At 69.4% G+C, this 16352-nt stretch carries 18 protein-coding genes; 14 read left to right on the top strand and 4 right to left on the bottom strand.

Translation table 11 applies throughout. The features are described 5' to 3' along the window. Positions 1-38: 38 nt before the first annotated feature. Positions 39-800 (top strand): IclR family transcriptional regulator, encoded by a 762-nt coding sequence (locus LBW94_RS03265; RefSeq protein WP_225056300.1) that lies wholly within the window; start codon positions 39-41, stop codon positions 798-800. Positions 801-1833: 1033 nt separating this feature from the next. Next, positions 1834-2328, top strand: a complete 495-nt coding sequence (locus LBW94_RS03260; protein WP_225056302.1) for a hypothetical protein — start codon at positions 1834-1836, stop codon at positions 2326-2328. Between the two features lie 17 nt (positions 2329-2345). Here LBW94_RS03260 and LBW94_RS03255 read toward each other — a convergent pair whose 3' ends face one another. Both LBW94_RS03255 and LBW94_RS03250 read right to left on the bottom strand, forming a co-directional pair. After that, a complete protein-coding gene (locus LBW94_RS03255) occupies positions 2346-2642 on the bottom strand; it encodes an aldo/keto reductase (protein ID WP_323137789.1) in 297 nt (98 codons plus the stop codon). After that, positions 2600-2902, bottom strand: a complete 303-nt coding sequence (locus LBW94_RS03250; RefSeq protein ID WP_266269718.1) for a hypothetical protein — start codon at positions 2900-2902, stop codon at positions 2600-2602. The genes LBW94_RS03255 and LBW94_RS03250 overlap by 43 nt, the downstream gene beginning before the upstream one ends. A gap of 189 nt (positions 2903-3091) precedes the next feature. Here LBW94_RS03250 and LBW94_RS03245 point away from each other — a divergent pair, with 189 nt between their 5' ends. Then, the gene (locus LBW94_RS03245) at positions 3092-4216 is read left to right on the top strand and encodes an NADH:flavin oxidoreductase (RefSeq protein WP_225056305.1); all 1125 of its coding nucleotides are present in this window, start codon (positions 3092-3094) and stop codon (positions 4214-4216) included. Positions 4217-4455: 239 nt separating this feature from the next. Here the strand turns inward: LBW94_RS03245 and LBW94_RS03240 are convergent, their stop codons facing one another. Next, a complete protein-coding gene (locus LBW94_RS03240) occupies positions 4456-5280 on the bottom strand; it encodes an SDR family oxidoreductase (protein ID WP_225056307.1) in 825 nt (274 codons plus the stop codon). A gap of 108 nt (positions 5281-5388) precedes the next feature. On the opposite strand from LBW94_RS03240, the gene LBW94_RS03235 reads away from it, so the two are divergent. After that, the gene (locus LBW94_RS03235) at positions 5389-5982 is read left to right on the top strand and encodes a TetR/AcrR family transcriptional regulator (protein ID WP_225056315.1); all 594 of its coding nucleotides are present in this window, start codon (positions 5389-5391) and stop codon (positions 5980-5982) included. A 1-nt stretch (position 5983) separates the two neighbouring features. Here the strand turns inward: LBW94_RS03235 and LBW94_RS03230 are convergent, their stop codons facing one another. Next, positions 5984-7435, bottom strand: a complete 1452-nt coding sequence (locus tag LBW94_RS03230; RefSeq protein WP_225056317.1) for an aldehyde dehydrogenase — start codon at positions 7433-7435, stop codon at positions 5984-5986. A 202-nt stretch (positions 7436-7637) separates the two neighbouring features. On the opposite strand from LBW94_RS03230, the gene LBW94_RS03225 reads away from it, so the two are divergent. The 10 genes from LBW94_RS03225 (at position 7638) to LBW94_RS03180 (ending at position 16263) form a co-directional block, all read left to right on the top strand. Further along, entirely contained in the window at positions 7638-8918 is a 1281-nt protein-coding gene (locus LBW94_RS03225) for an aromatic ring-hydroxylating oxygenase subunit alpha (protein ID WP_225056319.1), read from the top strand. After that, a complete protein-coding gene (locus LBW94_RS03220) occupies positions 8915-9247 on the top strand; it encodes a hypothetical protein (RefSeq protein WP_225056321.1) in 333 nt (110 codons plus the stop codon). Before LBW94_RS03225 ends, LBW94_RS03220 begins: the two co-directional genes overlap by 4 nt. Beyond that, positions 9244-10491, top strand: coding sequence for a metal-dependent hydrolase family protein (locus LBW94_RS03215; RefSeq protein WP_225056323.1), 1248 nt, complete (start codon positions 9244-9246; stop codon positions 10489-10491). The genes LBW94_RS03220 and LBW94_RS03215 overlap by 4 nt, the downstream gene beginning before the upstream one ends. 141 nt (positions 10492-10632) lie before the next feature. Continuing rightward, positions 10633-11085, top strand: a complete 453-nt coding sequence (locus LBW94_RS03210) for a MarR family winged helix-turn-helix transcriptional regulator (protein ID WP_225056325.1) — start codon at positions 10633-10635, stop codon at positions 11083-11085. 125 nt (positions 11086-11210) lie between these two features. Further along, positions 11211-12245, top strand: a complete 1035-nt coding sequence (locus LBW94_RS03205; protein ID WP_225056327.1) for a ferredoxin--NADP reductase — start codon at positions 11211-11213, stop codon at positions 12243-12245. Positions 12246-12286: 41 nt separating this feature from the next. Continuing rightward, positions 12287-13030: an SDR family NAD(P)-dependent oxidoreductase gene (locus tag LBW94_RS03200; RefSeq protein ID WP_225056329.1), complete on the top strand. Its 744-nt coding sequence runs from the start codon at positions 12287-12289 to the stop codon at positions 13028-13030. 37 nt (positions 13031-13067) lie between these two features. Then, the gene (locus LBW94_RS03195) at positions 13068-14336 is read left to right on the top strand and encodes an aromatic ring-hydroxylating oxygenase subunit alpha (RefSeq protein ID WP_225056331.1); all 1269 of its coding nucleotides are present in this window, start codon (positions 13068-13070) and stop codon (positions 14334-14336) included. Beyond that, a complete protein-coding gene (locus LBW94_RS03190) occupies positions 14333-14665 on the top strand; it encodes a hypothetical protein (RefSeq protein ID WP_225056333.1) in 333 nt (110 codons plus the stop codon). The genes LBW94_RS03195 and LBW94_RS03190 overlap by 4 nt, the downstream gene beginning before the upstream one ends. Positions 14666-14696: 31 nt before the next feature. Beyond that, on the top strand, positions 14697-15542 hold the full coding sequence (locus LBW94_RS03185; protein WP_225056336.1) for a TauD/TfdA dioxygenase family protein: 846 nt from the start codon (positions 14697-14699) through the stop codon (positions 15540-15542). Positions 15543-15678: 136 nt separating this feature from the next. Next, entirely contained in the window at positions 15679-16263 is a 585-nt protein-coding gene (locus LBW94_RS03180; protein ID WP_225056338.1) for a TetR/AcrR family transcriptional regulator, read from the top strand. Positions 16264-16352 lie beyond the last annotated feature (89 nt).

The raw sequence follows: 16352 nt of genomic DNA, 5'->3' as shown, positions 1-16352 counted from the left end.
ATGGTCCACTCAACGAACCGAGGGCGGAAAAGAGCGTGGTGACGGACCGCAAGCTGGACGAGAAATCGGTGCTGGGCCGGGCGATGCTGATCCTGGAGTCGTTCGGTGTCGAGGACCGGGCCGTCGGCCTGTCCGAGCTGTCCCGCCGGACCGGACTGCCGAAGGCCACCGTGCACCGGATCAGCCAGGACCTGACCACCGCGCGCCTGCTGGCGGCGGGCCCCGACGGCTACCGCCTCGGCCGCGGCCTGTTCGAACTGGGCATGCGCGCCGCCGCGGAACGCACCCTCCTGGAGGTCGCGGTCCCGTTCCTCCAAGACCTCTACACCCGCACCGGCGAGACCGTGCACCTCGGCGTGCGCGACGGCGACGAGGTGGTCTACATCAGCAAACTCGGCGGCCACCGCCAGGCCCGCTCGCCGTCCCGGGTCGGCGGCCGAATGCCGTTGTACTGCACCGCGATCGGCAAAGCCCTACTCGCCCATTCGGATCCGGCCGGTATCGAACGCATCCTCGCCGGCCCCCTGCCCCGCCGCACCCCCCGCACGATCGTCGCCCCCGGCCTGCTGCGCACCCAACTCGAGCACATCCTCGACCAGGGCATCGCCTACGAATACGAGGAATCCGCCACCGGCATTGTCTGCCTGGCCGCCCCCATCCTCGACGGCGACCGTCCGGTCGCCGCGATCTCGGTGACGGGACCGGCGGGGCGTTTCCGGCCCGAATCCCACGCCAACCCGGTGCGGGCCGCGGCCGCGGGGGTCGCGTCGATTCTGGGGCGGCGGGCCAATCCGGGGTGAGCGAAGGGAAATTCGCGCAGCCCGCGACTGCGCCGACTCGCTTCGCGTGATCCCCTTCCGTCTCGATCGGTTCAGCGTTGTCCAGGATCGACCACACGACACCCGGCAGTCGACTGTAATTCCCCACTCGGGCAGTGCAATCGAGGACGCTGCGAACGTGTGCGGAATGCCGTGGTGGAGGAGCAAGAGTTCGACCGGGCCTTCGACCGCATCGGCGAGAACCTCGGCGGAACCGTCGAACGCGTGAGCCGGACCGTCGCCGAACAATTCCGGCGCTTCGGCGCACTCACACGCCGATCCGCCGAGGATCTCTCGGAGTCCGATGCGACCGCGGACGCGGACCTCCGCCGGGCCGGGTCGGCCGCGCGCCGTGAGACCACCACCGCGCCTTCGGAATTCGGCGCCGACGCGCGACGGTTCCGGGAGCTGCCCGACCCGACCGCCGAGGACGGCTTTCTCGATCTGCCGATCGAGGAACAGATTCGCCGGCTGGAACAGGCACACGGTATCCACACCGAGGCCGAGCGGATGCTCGAAGTCAGCCTGTACATGGAGGACAAATTCCGCGATATCGCGCTCATCGGCCGCCAGGTGCGGCCGGAAACGGTGTTCGACGGACCCGAAGGGTGGGCGAGCTGGCTGGATGCCCGGCTGTACGCACGACGGAACCTCGACCAGGACATGTCGGTGGACCTCATGCGAGAAGTCCACGTACGGCTGAGAATCCGGCACGATCCGGAGAACGCCGGGACGATGATCGGTCCGCTGCGCCTGGGTTCCGGTCAATTGAGCCGCCCGCTGACGGCGAACGAACTGGCCGCCATCGAGGAGAACCCGCTGTTGACCCATGTCCCGGGACCGCTGCGCTCCGAACCCTACGGAATCGTGGTGCACCCCAGTGCCGAAGGACAGCCCGGAGCCCGCGAACTCCGCCAGGTGACCGAGCCGCTGACGGGAAGAAGAACTGGCCGCCGTCCGGGCCGATCCCCTCCAGGCATACCTGGAGCCCGGACTGCAACTGCCGAGCAAGGACGTGATCGTCTACCCGACCTTCGGCAGTGTGGAGGGCACGCGGGAATTTCACGAGTCCCTCAGCGAGGGATACAACGACGCGAGAAGACAACCCGGATTCGACCCGTACCGGGGTGCGGCCGAATTGCAGAAGCGATTCATCAGCGCCCACGCCTGGCGAGGCGATTTCCACGGCAGGCACTCTCGAATCCTGATGAATTTCGCCCTGGAACAGGCGGGCGAATCTCCCAGCGCCGTCACCGAATTCGACAACGATCTGCTGGCGTCGTCAGCGCAGTGGACCGACGAGGTCCGGGCCGGCAGCCAACGATACGGGCGCTGGCAGCGGACGCTCGCGCGCTCCGGCGCGGACACCGACCCACTGGACCTGTTCGAGCTGAGGCCGATGGCGGCCCGATACGAGGAAATGGGCGGCCGACCGGCCCCGTTCGCACCCGGCTACCACGATTCGGAGGAGTACGCGCAACTGCATGCCCGGCTTCGGGCGCAGCCATGACCTTCGGCGCTGAGCGCTCAGGCGGCGCTGCGCGCGGCCACCGGGCGGCGGCGCAGGGCGGGGTCCGTCAGCGCGGGTGGTCGGTAGGTCTGGTCCAGGGTGCCGATGTCGGTGCCGGGTGGGACGATCTCGTCGATGCGATCGAGGATCTCGTCGGTCAGGGTGACGTCCAGGCCCGCGAGCACATCGTCGAGGTGCTCCATGGTGCGTGTGCCGAGCAGCGCGCTCGTCACCCCCGGGTGGGCGATGGTGAAGGCCATCGTGAGGTGGGTCAGCGGCAGCCCGGCGGCCGCGGCGACCGGGATGACCCCCACATGCCGTCGACCACCCCCGCCGCGCCCGTGGCGCGGCGCCGATCGTCGTCGGCCTCGAAGGACACCAGCTCCTCGGCCAGCCCGTGCACCCGCACCGGATCGCCGCGCAGCCACGCATCGGCGTCCCGACCGGACCACCAGCGCGGCAGCAGCCCCAGTACACACACGGCCACCACGATCCCCGCGACGACCGCGAACACCCGCCGCCGCCTCGCCACCGGCGCCTCCGCCCGGCCGAACTCCCCACGGCCCGAACGCATTTGCATACCTCACCGTACACCGCGCACCGAGGCGGCGACCCCACTCGGCGACCCGGCCGAGTACAACCGCGGAATGCGGTGGCGACCACACTTGGCAACCCACCCGGCCCACCCGGGAATGCGGTGGCGACCGGTGGTGTTGGGACGGTGGTTCGCCGTCGTATCGCCCTCCGGGAAGGAATGTGCTCCATGCCACAGCCGTCACACGAATCGACCGGTTCCGTGCCGGCCCTCGACGACCTGTTCGACGAGTTCCGGATGGGGTCGCTGCGGTTGCGGAACCGGTTCGCGATGGCGCCGATGACCCGGGCACAGTCGCCGGGCGGGGTTCCGAACGCCGAGAACGTCGAGCACTACCGGGCGCGGGCGGCCGGTGGCGTGGGCCTGATCATCACCGAGGGCACCTACGTGCGCGGTCCGGCCGCCGGGCCCGTCGCCGAGGTGCCGCGGTTCTACGGCGCGGACAGCGCCGCCGGGTGGCGCGCGGTGGCCGAGGCGGTGCATGCCGAGGGGGCCGCCATCGTGCCGCAGTTGTGGCACACCGGCGTGGCACGGGGCGGCGCCCCCGCCTTCGAGCCCGAGTCACCGACGGTCAGCCCCTCCGGCGTCGACCATGCGGGCCAGGTGGTGGGCCGGCCGTTGACCACCGCCGACCTGGATGCCGTGATCGCCTCCTTCGTGGAATCGGCGACCCTGGCCCGGCAGCTGGGTTTCGACGGCGTGGAACTGCACGGCGCGCACGGCTATCTGCTCGACCAGTTCTTCTGGGCCGCAACCAATCACCGCACCGACGAGTACAACGGCACGCTCGGCCGCCGGGCCTTCTTCCCGGCCCGGGTGGTGGCGGCCGTCCGGGCGGCCGTCGGCCCCGATTTCCCGATCATCTACCGTTTCTCGCAGTGGAAGGGCGCCGACTACACCGCCCGCATCGCCGAAACCCCCGGCGAACTCGAACAATTGCTGATCCCCCTCGCCGAGGCCGGTGTGGACATCTTCCACGCCTCGCTGCGCCGGCACTGGCTGCCCGAATTCACCGGCCACGCCGACGATCTCAGCCTGGCCGGCTGGACCAAGAAGATCACCGGCCGGCCCGTGATCACGGTGGGATCCGTCGGTGTGGACAGCGTCTTCCGCGGTGACCGCATCGACGAGGCCCAGGCCGACCGCTTCCGTATCCTGCGAGATCAGTTCGGCCGCGGCGAATTCGACATCGTCGCACTCGGCCGCGCCCTGCTGGCCGACCCGCAGTGGGTGAACAAGATGCACGCCGGTCAGCTGTCGGCCATCACCCCGTTCCGGGTCGACTCCCGGTAACCTGTCGCGGGTACCGGGGAGGGGATACTCGTGGGCGGTCGCTCGGTACCCGGAGGGGCGGCGTCACCGCCGAGGAGGGCCGTCCGGTCGTGACCGGCGAGCGATGCGTCGACGCGCAGTCGTCCACACTTCTTGCCGTTCAGCCGGATTCGCCATCGGCCCCGCGGTACACGCGGGGCCGATCGGGTTCCGGCCCTACCGAGATCGGCCGATGCCGGGTCGGACGCAGCCCCCGCCGGTTACGACGCCGGGACCAGTGAGCGGATGGTGGCCACCACGCCGCCGTCGACGAGCAGGTCGGTGCCGGTGATGAAGGCGGACTGGGAGTCGAGCAGGAATACGGCGGCGGCGGCGATGTCGTCGGGGGTGCCGAGGCGCTTGGTGGGGGACATGTCCACGAGTGCGCGCATGTGGGTGCCCGATTCGCCCTCGAGTTCCTGCTGGCCCATCGGGGTGGAGATGACGCCGGGGCTGATCGAGTTGATGCGGCCGCCCCGGGCGCCCCAGGCGCCGGCGGCGGCTTGGACGCGAAGGACGTTGGCGCGCTTGGCCAGTGAATACGCGTGGCCCGGATTGTCCACGCCGTCCAGGGCGGCCAGGGCCAGCAGTTCGGCGGCGGGGACCGTCGCGAGTTGCTTCTCCTGGTCGGCGGTCAGCAGGCCGGGGGCCATGTGGCCCGCCATGCTGGCGATGACGACGCCGGCGCCGCCGGGGGCGATCACCGGTGCGAACTCCTCCAGGACCACCGCGACGCCGAGCAGGTCCACGTGCAGGATGCGGTCGGCGGGGGCCTGGGTCGGGGACAGGCCGGCGGTGTGTGCGACGTGGGTGAGGCGGCCGAGTGCGGCGGCGGCCGCGGCCAGGGCGCGCACCGACACGGCGTCGGACACGTCGACCACCTCGGTGGTCACGTCGTGGCCCTCGCCGCGCAGTACGGTGGCCGCGGCGTCCAGGGTGTCGGCGTTGAAATCCGCCAGCACCAGTCGGCGCCCGCTGCCGATCCGGCGGGCGATCGCCAGGCCCATGCCGCCGACACCGATGACGACGGCAACGTCCTTGTCCATCGGAACTCCTGTCCTCGATCCGGAACATCCTCGAATAACGAGAATTTTTGTATCGTAATTGCGACCGTACACCGGTGGCGGGTGATCGGTGATTTAGGCTTCCGATCCGTGTCAGAGATCCGGCGCGGACGGCCGCGCAGCGCGCAGGCCCAGCGAGCCGTCCTCGAGGCCGTGCGCGAGTTGCTGGCCGCCGGGCAGTACGAGCAGATGACGATGGAGGCGATCGCGGCCCGCGCGGGGGTGGGCAGGCAGACGGTGTACCGGTGGTGGCGGTCGCGGGCCGAGGTGGTCGCCGAGGCCGCGCTCGGCGGTTATCTGGATCTGGTTCCCGAGGCCCGGCCACTGTCCGATTCCGGGGATCTGGCCGCCGACCTGAGCGACTGGGTCGGCACCCTGTTCCAGCAGCTGTCCGACCCCGCCAATCAGGCGATGATCCGGGGGCTGGCGGCCGCGGCGGCGGACAGCGACACCGACGCCGAGCGACTGTACGGGCAGCTCACCGGGCCCGTGCGGCAGCATCTGACGCGGCGGCTCACCGCCGGAGTCGCCGCGGGCGAGGTGCGCGCCGATGCCGACGTCGGGGCCGTGGCCGATGCGGTGATCGGCAGCCTGCTGTACCGGGTGCTGACGCGCACGACCACCACCCGGGCCGACGCCGGGACGTTGATCGACGTGCTGTTGCGCGGGGCGCGCGCCCGCTAGCTCACGCCGGTGCGGCTACCGAGATCGACTTGGGCTCGGTGAAACCGGCGAGGCCCTCGCGGCCGAGTTCGCGCCCGTAGCCACTGGCCTTGACACCGCCGAAGGGGGCCATCGGATCCATGGTGTAGCCCTCGTTCACCCCGACCGTGCCGGTGCGCAGGCGCGCGGCGAGCGCGGCGCCACGCTCGGCGTCCTCGGTCCAGATCGCCGCCGCCAGACCGTAATCGGAGTCGTTGGCGAGGGCGACGGCTTCGTCTTCCGTGCGGTAGGTCAGCACCGTCAGGACCGGGCCGAAGATCTCCTCCCGGGCGATCCGCATGGTGTTGGTGGCCTCGGCGAACAGCGTGGGCCGCACGTACCAGCCGCGGTCGACGCCGTCCGGCAGCCCGGGACCGCCGACGACCGCGCGGGCCCCCTGCTGCTGCCCGAGCGCGAGGTAGTCGGCGACCCGCTGCTGCTGCCGTCGCGAAACCAGCGGGCCGAGTTGGGTTTCCGGGTCGTTCGGATCGCCGACCCGCAGTGCGCGCATCCGTTCGGCCAGCGCTTCGACGAATTCGCCTGCGCGCGTGACGGGTAGCACCAGGCGGGTGAGTGCGTTGCAGAGCTGGCCGCTGTTGGACAGGCTCGCCGAGACGATGCCCGCGGCGAAGGTCGCGGGGTCGGCGTCGTCCAGCACCACGGCCGCGGATTTACCGCCGAGTTCCAGGGCGACCCGGGTCAGGTTGGCGGCGCAGGCGGTGGCCACGGCCCGGCCCGCGGCGGTGGAGCCGGTGAACGACACCTTGTCCACGCCGGGATGGCCGACCAGGTGCGCGCCGGTGTCGGCGCCGCCGGGCAGTACCGCGACCACGCCGGGCGGCAGTTCCGCCCGCGCGACCAACTCGGCGAGGAGCAGGGCGTCCAGCGGGGTTTCCGGGGCCGGTTTCAGGACCACCGCACAGCCGGCCAGCAGGGCGGGAATCAGTTTGGTGACGATGAGGAACTGCGGCATGTTCCAGGGCACGACCGCGGCGACCACGCCGACCGGCTCGCTGCGCACCCGGATGTCGCGGCCGTAGCGGCCGGGCCGGTCCTCCTGCCACGGATGGGCCGCGGCCAGATCGCAGAACGCGCCGATCATGCTGTGCGGCAACGCGACATGGGCCCGGCGCGCGAAAGTGACCGGCGCGCCCAGCTCCGCGGTGATGGAATCGGCCATCTCGGCGCGGGATTCGTCGTAGCGCGCGGCCAGCCGCCGCACCGCCGCGATCCGGTCGGCGGGATCCAGGCGCGGCCACGGCCCGTCCTCGAAGGCCGTGCGCGCGGCCCGCACCGCGGCGTCGACGTCGGCCGGGGCGGCGGCCGCGACGTGGGCGACGGTGGTTTCGGTGTGCGGGGACACGACATCGAGGGTGGCGGCGGAACTCGGCCGCGCCCACTCTCCCCCGATGAACAGCGCGTCGGATCGGTACATGCGACCTCCTCGGTGAACTCGGCCCGGCCAGAATATCAAGTACTTGCGATTATTGGGTGGGCCGGATACCGTCAGCTCGACCGGACCGTGAGCCTCCCCAAAGGGCAAGGGCGCGTGTGCTTTCGACTGCCCGCACCCGGCTCGATCCCGGCCGGCCGCGACGCCGGTGGCGCCGTGCGATCCGTATTCGATGGGAGTGGACATGGCCCGTTTCCCCAAACCGCCCGAAGGCAGCTGGACCCAGCACTATCCGGATCTGGGCACCGGCCCGGTCTCCTACGAGGATTCGATCTCGCCCGAGTTCCACGCGCTGGAGCGACCGGCTGTGTTCGAACGGGCATGGCTGAATGTGGGCCGGGTGGAACAACTTCCGCGCAAGGGCAGCTATTTCACCAAGGAGCTGGCGGTGGTCGGCACCTCGATCATCGTGGTGCGGGACACCGACGCCACGGTGCGCGCCTTCCACAACATCTGCCGCCACCGCGGCAACAAGCTGGTGTGGGACGACGATCCGCGGGCCGAGACCCACGGTTTCTGCCGGCAGTTCCGGTGCAAGTACCACGCGTGGCGCTACGACCTGGACGGGACGCTCGCGCACGTCCAGCAGGAGGGCGAGTTCTTCGATCTGGACAAGAGCCGCTACGGCCTGGTGCCGGTGCACTGCGAGGTGTGGGAGGGGTTCGTCTTCGTGAACTTCGCCGCCGTGCCCGAGCAGACGCTGCGAGAGTTCCTGGGCCCCATGGTGCTCGGGCTGGAGGGCTATCCGTTCGGGACGATGACCTCGCGGTGGACCTACCGCTCGGAGGTGAAGGCGAACTGGAAGCTGTACCTGGATGCCTTCCAGGAGTTCTATCACGCCCCCGTACTGCACGCGAACCAGTCGCCGGCGAAGTATTCGAAGGCCGCCGCGCAGGCCGGTTTCGAGGCGCCGCACTACCGCATCGACGGCCCGCACCGGCTGGTCAGTACCTCCGGCGTGCGGGCCTGGGAGATGGATGCGCAGATGCGCAAGCCGATCGAGGACATCTGCCGCAGTGGGCTTTTCGGCCCGTGGGAGAAGCCCGATCTGGGCCCGATGCCCGCCGGGCTGAATCCGGCCGGCTGTGATCCGTGGGGGCTGGACAGTTTCCAGCTGTTCCCGAATTTCGTGATCCTGATCTGGGGCCAGGGCTGGTATCTCACCTACCACTACTGGCCGACGGCGTTCAACAGCCACATCTTCGAGGGCACCCTGTATTTCCCGCAGCCGCGCAGTCCGCGCGAGCGGGTCGGCCAGGAGCTGGCCGCGGCGTCGTTCAAGGAGTTCGGGTTGCAGGACGCCAATACGCTGGAAGCCACCCAGAGCATGCTGGAATCCCGGGCCGTGCACAGCTTCCCGCTCAACGATCAGGAGGTGCTGCTGCGCCACCTGCACAAGGAGGTGGCCGCCTGGATCGGCGACCACCGGCAGCGCACCGCCGTACCGGCGGGAGGACAGCGATGACCACTGCCCTGCTGCCACCGGAATTCGCCGACCTGGAACGGTTCTCGGACTGGTGCCTGCCGACCGAGGCGCAGCGGTACGCCAAGCGACTGGCCGCCACCATGCCCCAGATGCAGGCGTTCTACGACGCCGTCACCGTGCGCGCGGAGGCGGCGCTGACCTACTGCGACCGCTTCTCGCTCGACGAGCTGCCCGACGAGGTACTGAACCTGATGCATCTGCTGTATTCCATGATCACGGTGTCGTTCCCGGTCGAATGCTGGAATCAGCCGCGCATTCCCGATTCCGGCGCCTCGACGCTGGACTGCCTGGCGGAGCCGATCCCGTGACCACGACGACCGTCCTGCGCGCCGCGCGGTGGCTGGACACCGACACCGGGCAGATCCACACGCCCGCCGTGCTGGTGATCGACGGCGACCGCATCACCGCCGTGAATCCCGTTGCACCACCGCCGGATACGGCGCTGGATATCGATCTCGGCGATGTCACACTGCTGCCGGGCCTGATGGACATGGAGCTGAACCTGCTCATCGGCGGGCCGGGCGGACCGGAGGGCCTGCCGCTGCCGATGCACGGGGTCCAGGACGATCCGGTCTACCGCACGCTGCGCGGCGCGGTGAACGCCCGGACCACCCTGGACGCCGGTTTCACCACCGTGCGCAACCTCGGCCTGATGGTCAAGACCGGCGGCTATCTGCTGGACGTGGCCTTGCAGCGAGCGATCGACCAGGGCTGGCATCCGGGACCGCGGATCGTGCCCGCGGGCCATGCGGTGACCCCGTACGGCGGGCATCTGGATCCGACGGTGTTCCAGCGGCTGGCGCCGGGGATCATGCCGCTCGGTGTCGCGGAGGGCATCGCCAACGGGGTGCCGGACGTGCGGGCCTGCGTGCGGTATCAGGTTCGCCACGGCGCCAAGGTGATCAAGGTGTCGGCCTCCGGCGGGGTGATGTCGCACAGCACTTCTCCGGGCTCGCAGCAGTACTCCGACGAGGAGTTCGTGGCGATCGCCGACGAGGCGCACCGGGCCGGGCTGCGGGTGGCCGCGCATGCGGTGGGCGACACCGCGATCCGCGCCTGCATCCGGGCCGGGATCGACTGCATCGAGCACGGCTTCCTGGCCTCCGACGAGACGTTGCAGATGATGGTGGACCACGGCACCTTCCTGGTCTCGACCACCTATCTCACCGAGGCGCTGGCCGTGGACCGGGTGGCCCCGGAACTGCGCCGCAAGGCGGCGGAGGTGTTCCCGCGCGCGCAGGAAATGCTGCCGAAGGCGATCGCGGCCGGAGTGCGGATCGCCTGCGGCACCGACGCCCCGGCGATCCCGCACGGCCGCAACGCGGACGAGCTGAGCGCGCTGGTGCGGCGCGGGATGACCCCGGCGCAGGCGGTGCGGGCCGCGACGGTGACCAGCGCCGAGCTGATCGCCGCCGAGGACGAACTCGGCCGGCTCGCGCCGGGATATCTCGCCGACATCATCGCCGTCCCCGGCGATCCGTCCCGCGACATCACCGTATTGCAGAACGTGCCGTTCGTGATGAAGGGCGGGCAGCTCCACAAACGACCCTGATTCGCGTGCACGTCGCCACCGGGAGTGTGATCACGCTCGCGGTGGTGACGTGCGCGTTGCTCCCGCCGCGTGCGCTAGCGTCGAAGCAGGAGTCCGGGAACGATCCGGCAACTCGGATCGGCCACCGGACAGGAGATGCGCATGGAGCTCACCGACAACATCCTGTGGCTGTTGAAGCAGGCGTTCCACTTCACGCTGCGCACGGTGAACGAGGGCATCAGCGAACACGGCGTCACCACGGCGCAGATCGGCCTGATGCGGCAGCTGGCGAACGAGCCGGGCCTGTCCGGCGCCGAGTTGTCCCGGCGGTTGCTGATCACCCCGCAGGGCGTGCAGATGGCCCTGACCGCCCTGGAGCGCCGCGGGCTGGTCGAGCGCAAGCCCGATCCGCAGCACGGCCGGATCATCCAGGCGTATCTGACCGACGAGGGCCGCAAGGTGACCTCGGCGGTGGTCACCGACGCGATCGCCGCGCACGAGAAGGTGTTCGGCGTGCTCACCGCCGAGGAGCAGCGCACGCTGCACGATCTGCTCAGCCGGGTGGTCGAACAGGGCACCGGGCACGACCTGTTCGTCGATCAGCCCGATTCCTGACGGGTACCCGGCGAAACCCGCACGCGCACATCCAATCCCGCAATCGACAGCAAATAGTGTCAAGTGCTTGATATAGATATCAAGTAGTTGATACTCTCCTGTCGAAGCGCACGAGCAGGAGCCACATGAGCGAATCGGCAACAGGCGCGGGGGATCCGGAATTCACGCCGCTGCGGGTGGGCCGGGTGGTGCCGGAGACCCACGACACCATCTCCCTGGTGCTGGACATCCCTGCGGCACAACGAGATCGGTTCCGATACCGGGCCGGCCAGTACCTCACCGTCCGGGTGCGGGTGGCCGGGCGGGAGCATCAGCGCTGCTATTCGATGTCCTCGTCGCCGGTATTGCACGAGGGGCTGCGGATCACCGTCAAACGCGAGCGCGACGGGCTGGTCTCCAATTGGCTGCACGACACGGTCGCCGTCGGCGACGCGGTGGAGGCGGCCGCCCCCCGCGGCCGGTTCGTGCTGGCCGAATCCGACCGGCCGCTGGTCGCCTTCGCCGGGGGCAGCGGCATCACGCCGGTGTTCTCGCTGCTGCGCACCGCGCTGGCCCGGACCGAGCGGCCGGTGCGGCTGTTCTACGCCAATCGCGACAGTCGCTCGGTGATCTTCGCCGAGCCGCTGGATCGGCTGGCGCAGCGGCACGGCGACCGGCTGCTGCTGCACCACCACCTCGACGCGGACGCGGGGCTGGTGGCGCCGTCACAGCTCGCGGCGTTCACCGTCGGGGCCGACGACGCCGACTACTACGTGTGCGGCCCCGCGCCGTTCATGGATGCGGTCGAGAACACCTTGATCGCCCTGGGAACCGCGCCGGAGCGAATCCGGTTGGAGCGCTTCCGCACCGAGCTGCCCGGCGATCCGGGGCCGACCGGCGACCCGGTCACCGAACAGGTCGTCGTCCAGGTCGGCCGCCGCCGGGCGACGGTCGGCTACCGGTCCGGTTCGACGCTGTTGCAGGTGGCGCGGGCGGCCGGGCTGAGACCACCGTCCTCGTGCGAAACCGGTTCCTGCGGAACGTGTATCGCACGCGTGACGGAGGGGCGGGTGCGCCTGCTGAACAACGACGTGCTCACCGACGAGGAACTCGCCGAGGGCCTCACCCTCACCTGTCAATCGCTGCCGATCGGGCCGACGGTTCGGGTGATCTGGGAATAGCCACGAACAGCCGTCACAGCCGACGGCGGAAAGCAGGACAGATGAGTCGTGTAGCAGTGATCACCGGCGGCGGATCGGGGATCGGAGCCGAGATAGCCCGCGAATTCGGCCGCGGCGGGCACCGGGTCGCGGTGCTCGACATCGACGCCGGCAGCGCGCGCCGGGTCGCCGAGGAGATCCAGGCCGCCGGGGGCCGGGCGCTCGCGATCGGCGTGGACGTCACCGACCGGCCGGCGCTCGAGGAGGCGTTCGCCAAGGTCCGCAGCGAATTCGGGCCGGTCGGCATCCTGGTTCCCAGCGCCGGGATCGTCGCGTTCGAGCCGTTCACCGAGATCTCGGCCGACTCCTGGAACCGGGTGGTCGACGTCAACCTCAACGGCACCTTCCACTGTTGCCAGCTGGCGATTCCGGACATGGTGGCGGCGGGCTGGGGGCGCATCGTCACCATCTCCTCCTCCAGCGCGCAGCGCGGGTCGCCGCGGATGACCCACTACGCGGCGGCCAAGGGCGCGGTCATCGCGCTGACGAAATCCCTTGCGCGCGAATACGCGACGGCGGGCATCACGGTGAACAACATCCCGCCGTCGGGGATCGAGACCGAGATGCAGCACCAGTCACAGCAACTCGGCGATCTGCCCTCGAACGAGGTGATGGCCGCGGCGATTCCGCTCGGCTACCTCGGGACCCCGGCCGACATCGCCACCGCGACCGCGTTCCTGGCCTCGGATCAGGCGCGGTACGTCACCGGTCAGGTGCTCGGCGTCAACGGCGGCTCGGTGCTCTGACCGGCCGCGCGAAATCCCCAGCACAGGAGGACGATTCATGGCACGCTGGACCAAACCCGCCGAAGGCAGCTGGACCGAGCACTATCCCGAACTCGGCACCGGCCCGATCTCACTGCGCGATTCGGTGTCGCCGGAATTCTACGAACTCGAACGCGAGGCGATCTTCCGCCGGACCTGGCTGAACGTGGCCCGGGTCGAGGAGTTGCCGCGCACCGGAAGCTATCTCACCCGCGAACTGGAGGTGGTCGGCACCTCGATCATCGTGGTGCGCGACGGTGCGGGGCAGATCCGCGCCTTCCACAATCTCTGTCGGCACCGCGGGAACAAGCTGGTGTGGAACGACTTTCCGGATCGGGAGACGCGCGGGGTCTGCCGGCAGTTCACCTGCAAGTATCACGGCTGGCGCTACGGGCTCGACGGCGCGCTGACCTTCGTGCAGCAGGAGGGCGAGTTCTTCGACATCGACAAGGACGGCCACGGCCTCGCTCCGGTGCACTGCGACGTGTGGAACGGCTTCGTGTTCGTGAACTTCGCCGCCGAGCCGCCGCAGGGCCTGCGGGAATTCCTGGGGCCGATGATCACCGGGCTCGACGGCTATCCCTTCGACCGCCTCACCGAGCGTTACGAATTCGTCGCGCACAACAACAGCAACTGGAAGATCTTCGCCGATGCCTTCCAGGAGTACTACCACGTGCCCGGCCTGCACCCGCAGCAGGTGCCGCCCGCGGTGCGCAATCCGGACGCCGGATTCGAGTGCGCGCATTTTCAATTGGACGGCCCGCACCGGGTGGTGTCCACCGCGGGGGCCCGGCGCTGGGATCTGCCACCGGAATACATGTATCCGATCGAGCGGCTCACCCGCAGCGGGCTGATCGGGCCCTGGGAGACACCGGATCTCGGCGAACTGCCGGCCGGGGTGAATCCCGGCGGCATCCAGCCGTGGGGTATCAGCAATTTCCAGATCTTCCCGAATCTGGAGATCCTGGTCTACGGCGGCTGGTACCTGCTGTATCGGTACTGGCCGACCTCGCACAATACCCACCGGTTCGAGGCCTACGCCGGTTTCCATCCGGCGCGCACGGTCCGGGAGCGGATCGAGCACGAGATCGCGGCGGTGGTGCTCAAGGATTTCGCGCTCCAGGACGCGGGCATGCTCGGCGGTACCCAGGTGGCGCTCGAGACCGGGGTGGTCGACGATTTCCCGCTCAGCGACCAGGAGATCCTGGTACGGCATCTGCACAAGGTGGTCGGCGACCGGGTCGCCGAATTCCAGCGGGTGCCGAGCCCGGCGGGGGTGGCGTCGTGACCGATCGCCTGCCCGGCGCCTTCGCCGAACTCGAACCGTACGCCGACCGCTGGTGCCTGCCCACCGAGGCGCAGCGGTACCGGCGCCGGCTGGACAGCTCCATGGCCGAACTGCTCGCCTTCTACGACGCCTTCTTCCCCCGCGCCGAGGAGGCCATCGAGTACTGCGACAAGTTCTCGCTCGACGAATTGCCCGAGGACGCGCTGAATCTGCTGTACCTCCTCTATTCGCTGATCACCGTCGCGATGGCGGTCGAGATCTTCCGGCAGCCGAAGGTGGTCGACGCGGCGAACGCGGTGCTCGACCGGGTCGGCGAACCGATTCCGTGACAACCGATTCCGTGACGGGAAGGACAGAGATATGACCACATTGACCGTCGAGAAACTCACCGGCAGCGTCGGGGCCGAGGTGACCGGGGTCGACGCCGGCCGCCTGACTCACGACGCCGGGCTGATCGACGCGATCCTGGCGGCGCTGGAGGACAACGGGGTGCTCGTCTTCCGCGGGCTGTACCTCGAACCGGCGGCCCAGGTGGCGTTCTGCGCGCGGCTCGGCGCGATCGATCACTCCAACGACGGGCGGCATCCGGTGTCGGGTATCTATCCGGTGACCTTGGACGCCTCGAAGAATTCCGGAGCCACCTATCTGCGCGCCACCTTCGACTGGCACATCGACGGCTGCACCCCGGTCGACGACGAATACCCTTTGAAGGCAACGATTCTCACCGCCAAGCAGGTGGCCGACAGCGGCGGGGAGACCGAGTTCGCCAATTCGTACGCGGCCTACGACGCACTGAGCGACGAGGAGAAGGACCGCTTCGGCCGGCTGCGGGTGGTGCATTCGCTGGAAGCCTCGCAGCGCCGCATCGAACCGGATCCCTCCCTCGCACAGCTGGCCCGCTGGCGCGCGCGGCGGACCTCGGAACACCCGCTGGTCTGGACCCATCGCAGCGGCCGCCGCTCGCTGGTGCTCGGCGCCTCCGCCGACCACGTGGTGGGGATGGATCTCGACGCCGGGCGCGCATTGCTGGAGCAGTTGCTCGACCGGGCGACCGTGCCCGAACGCGTGTACAGCCACGACTGGTCGATCGGCGACACCGTCGTCTGGGACAACAGCGGGGTGCTGCACCGCGCGGCGCCCTATCCGCTCGACTCGCCGCGAGAGATGTTGCGCACCACCGTGCTCGGCGAGGAACCCATCCGCTGACCGGGCGGCCGGCGGTCACCCTCTCGTAACCAACCACTTATTTGATAATGGGACGTAGCTAACACCACGACCACGACCGCCGGGGCAGTACGCGGACCTATGATGTTCGGAACATCATGTCAGTGGAAGGAGTCCCGTGCCCAGGCCGTCCCGGCGCGACGAAGTATATGCGACAGCCGCTCGAATCATCCGCGAGCAAGGCTACAGCGCGGCGACGATGGACGCCATCGCGGACCAGGTCGGGCTGAACAAGGGCACGCTCTACCACTACTACCCCTCCAAGAGCGCGATTCTGCACGAGTTGCTGTCGGTGCAGATCGACGCGACGCTGAAACTCGTCGGCCGGGTGCCGAAGGAGGGCACGGCGACCGATCGGCTGCGCGAGCTGATCGCGTTACAGGTCGACCATGTCGCCACCCGGCACGACGAGCTGGTGGTGTTCTTCCAGGAATTGCCCTGGATCGATCAGCATCTGCCCGAGGAGCAGGCCGCGGACATCCGCCGGGGCGTGGACAAGTACGAGCGGTTCACCAAGCAGCTGCTGCGCGCGGGCGTGCGCACCGGGGAGTTCCGTGAGATCGATGTCGACGCGGTGCTGTACTCGGTGATCGGCATCCTGGCCTATATGCCGAACTGGTTCCATCCCGCCACGGCCAAGGCGCAGGCCACCATGGTCGGCGAGCTGACCGACTTCATCATGAGCGGCATCATCGCGAAGTAACCCGGCCCGAAATCGCGTCCTCAACCAGTTAGTTGGTTATCAACCCCCGAGATTCGTCGATTCCACCCACAACCGACCACATGGTTGGC

The organism is Nocardia sp. alder85J (assembly GCF_020176955.2).
In the GTDB taxonomy this organism is placed as follows: domain Bacteria; phylum Actinomycetota; class Actinomycetes; order Mycobacteriales; family Mycobacteriaceae; genus Nocardia.
Note: the sequence above shows the minus strand (reverse complement) of the source record. Positions and strands in the feature narration are given on the sequence as shown.